Source organism: Steroidobacter agaridevorans (genome assembly GCF_009932555.1).
GTDB lineage: Bacteria > Pseudomonadota > Gammaproteobacteria > Steroidobacterales > Steroidobacteraceae > Steroidobacter > Steroidobacter agaridevorans.
The window spans coordinates 321492-324694 of the sequence record NZ_BLJO01000010.1; the positions used below are offsets into that span (position 1 = coordinate 321492).

A 3203-nucleotide genomic window follows, 5' to 3' on the forward strand; every position below is an offset into this window, starting at 1 on the left:
CTTTCATGCGGCAACCTTGCCGGCGTCGATGCGAATCGTGCGTCCGCAGCGCTGCGCAATCGCGTTATCGTGAGTGACCACGACCAGCGTGGTCTGCGCGCCGCGATTCAATTCGAACAACAATTCGATGATGCGCTCGCCGGTCGCCGAATCGAGATTGCCGGTCGGCTCATCCGCGAATAACAATGCGGGCCTGGTGACGAACGCGCGTGCGATGGCGACGCGTTGTTGCTCGCCGCCCGAGAGCTGACGTGGATAGTGCTCACGCCGCGGCATCAAACCGACCCTCTCGAGCACTTCCGACGCAGCCTCGCGCGCACCGGACTTTCCGGCAAGCTCCAACGGCAACATCACATTCTCGATGGCGGTCAGGGACGGCACGAGGTGAAAGCTCTGGAACACGAAGCCCACGTGCTGGGCGCGAACCGCGGCGCGGCCGTCTTCATCCAGCGCCGTGAGCTCGGCGCCGTTCAGCCAGATTCGTCCGTCCGTCGGTTCATCCAACCCGGCGAGCAAGGCCAGCAAGGTGGATTTGCCCGCGCCCGATGCGCCGATGATGGCGACGGTCTCGCCGGCCTGAATACTCAGATCGACGTCCGCCAGGATGGCCAGCGTTCCCTCCGGACTGCTAACCTGCTTGCTGATTTTTTCCGCTCTGAGGACCGGTTGCGCAATGCTCATGTCGAGATCTGAATCTGGATCGTTGGGCAAAACAGAATCGCGGGGGCTCGCACTGTCAAACAACATGGCGCGGGCCGCCGCAGTGTGCCAGCGCAAACTTAGCGGAAACTTACGCAGCGCTGTCGCGATCGGTTTCAGCCTGGCGGTATTCGCCCTGCTGGGGCTGGGACTGACGCTGCCCGGTTTGGTTCACGCGGCAGCGTCGAAACCCATCCTGGTGGTCGGCGACAGCCTGAGCGCCGGCTATGGCGTCAAAGTGGATGCCACCTGGGTGGCCTTGCTGGAACAGCGGCTGGCCAGGCAAGGTTACGGCTACCGCGTAGTCAATGCCAGTATCAGCGGCGAAACCACCGGCGGCGCGCGCAGCCGGCTGCCTCGTGCATTGGAGTTGCACAAGCCGGCGGTCGTCATCATCGAGCTCGGCGGCAACGACGGCCTGCGCGGCCTGCCTTTGAAACAGGTGCGCAGCAACTTCGAATACCTGATCGAGACGAGCCAGGCGACGCAGGCCAAGGTGGTGCTGGTGGGCATGCGCATGCCGCCGAATTACGGCGCCGAATATGCCAACTCCTTCCACGCACTGTATGGCGAGCTGGCGAAAAAATACGACGTGCCGCTGGTCGATTTCTTTCTGGACGGCGTGGCGCTGGACGATACCCTGATGCAAGCCGACGGCATCCATCCCAACGCCACGGCGCAACCCAAATTGCTGGACAATCTGTGGCCGGCACTGAACAAGGTACTGACGAAATGAACGCAATCGCGCAGGGGGCGCCGATGACGGCCGAGTCCACCCAGCCCTGGCTGAAGAGCTATCCCGCCGGCGTGCCGGAGCTGATCAATCCGAATCAATACGCCTCCGCAGTCGAGCTCATCGATGGCGCCTGCGCCCGCTTCGCCGAGAAGCCGGCGTTCACCAGCATGGGCCGCACGATCACGTTCGCGGAATACGAGCGGCTGTCGCGCGACTTCGCGGCGTATCTGCAAAACATCGCGCATCTGAAGAAGGGCGATCGCATCGCTCTGATGATGCCCAACGTGCTGCAGTATCCGATCGCGCTGTACGGCGCGCTGCGCGCCGGCTTGACGGTCGTCAACACGAATCCGCTGTATACCGCTCGCGAGCTGGAGCATCAGCTCACCGACTCCGGCGCCAGAGCGATCGTGATTTTCGAGAACTTCGCGCACACGCTCGAGCACGTCATCGACAAGACGCAGATCGAGCACGTGATCATCACGGGCGTCGGCGATCAGCTGCACTTCCCGAAGTCGGTGCTGGCCAACCTGGTGCTGCGCTATGTGCGCAAGCAGGTCCCGCGCTACGACTTGCCGAACGCGGTGCGCTTCAACAAGGTGCTGCAGCGGGGGCGCTTCGAAACGTTCACGCCGGTGGCGATGACTCATGACGACATCGCGTTCCTGCAATACACCGGCGGCACGACGGGCGTTGCCAAAGGCGCGATGCTGACGCATCGGAATATCGTTGCGAACGTGTTGCAGGCGGAGTCGTGGATCGGCACGTCGGCCAGCGTCGGTCAGGACACGATCATCACGGCGTTGCCGCTGTATCACATCTTCGCGCTCACCGGAAATTGGCTGGTATTCGTGAAGCTCGGCGCGCACGACGTGCTCATCGTCAACCCGCGTGACTTCCCGGCGTTCGTCGCCGAGCTAAAGAAGTTCCGCTTCACTTACATCAGCGGCGTAAACACGCTGTTCAATGCGCTGCTGAACACGCCCGGCTTTGCTGAGGTCGACTTCAGCGCGCTGCGTATCACTCTGGGCGGCGGCATGGCCGTGCAACGCTCGGTGGCGGAGCATTGGAAGAAGGTCACTGGCAACGTGCTGACGCAGGCGTGGGGTTTGACGGAGACGTCGCCCGCGGCCTGCATCAATCCGTTCGGCGAGGACTTCAACAACTCCATCGGTCTGCCGATTCCTTCGACCGAGATCAGCATTCGCGACGACGACGGCAACGATCTGGGCATCGATAAGGTCGGCGAGATCTGCATCCGCGGGCCGCAGGTCATGCGCGGTTATTGGAACCGTCCGGACGAGACGGCGAAAGTCATGATGGGCGACTGGCTGCGCACCGGCGACATCGGCCGGCTCGACGCGAACGGCTACGTGTTCATCGAGGACCGCAAGAAGGACATGATTCTCGTGTCGGGCTTCAACGTGTATCCGAACGAGATCGAGAGCGTGGTTGCGGCACATCCCGGCGTGCTCGAGGTCGCCGCGGTCGCGAAGGCCGATGAGCACTCGGGCGAAGTGGTCGCCCTGTTCGTCGTGAAGAAAGATCCGTCGCTCACCGAGCAGCAGCTGATCGATTTCTCGCGTCAGCAGCTCACCGGGTACAAGGTGCCCCGGCATGTTTATTTCAGGACCGAGCTGCCGAAGACCAACGTCGGCAAGATCCTGCGTCGCGCGCTGCGCGATGAGCTGAAGAAAGAAACGACCCAGCGCGCTTAGCGCGTACCCAACTGAAGAAAAGCTAACACCCCCGTTACTTTCTTCATATC

3 protein-coding genes are annotated in these 3203 nt (G+C 62.3%); 2 read left to right on the forward strand and 1 reads right to left on the reverse strand.

Annotation, left to right across the window (positions count from 1 at the left end; all coding sequences use genetic code 11):
• Positions 1–3: 3 nt before the first annotated feature.
• Positions 4–681, reverse strand: coding sequence for an ABC transporter ATP-binding protein (locus tag GYH35_RS31315; protein ID WP_235936892.1), 678 nt, complete (start codon positions 679–681; stop codon positions 4–6).
• Between the two features lie 64 nt (positions 682–745).
• Here GYH35_RS31315 and GYH35_RS31320 point away from each other — a divergent pair, with 64 nt between their 5' ends.
• Both GYH35_RS31320 and GYH35_RS31325 read left to right on the forward strand, forming a co-directional pair.
• Complete coding sequence (locus GYH35_RS31320) at positions 746–1435, forward strand: arylesterase (RefSeq protein WP_161830449.1); 690 nt, start codon at positions 746–748, stop codon at positions 1433–1435.
• Positions 1432–3153, forward strand: coding sequence for an AMP-binding protein (locus tag GYH35_RS31325; RefSeq protein ID WP_202624891.1), 1722 nt, complete (start codon positions 1432–1434; stop codon positions 3151–3153). The genes GYH35_RS31320 and GYH35_RS31325 overlap by 4 nt, the downstream gene beginning before the upstream one ends.
• The last annotated feature ends 50 nt before the right edge of the window (positions 3154–3203 follow it).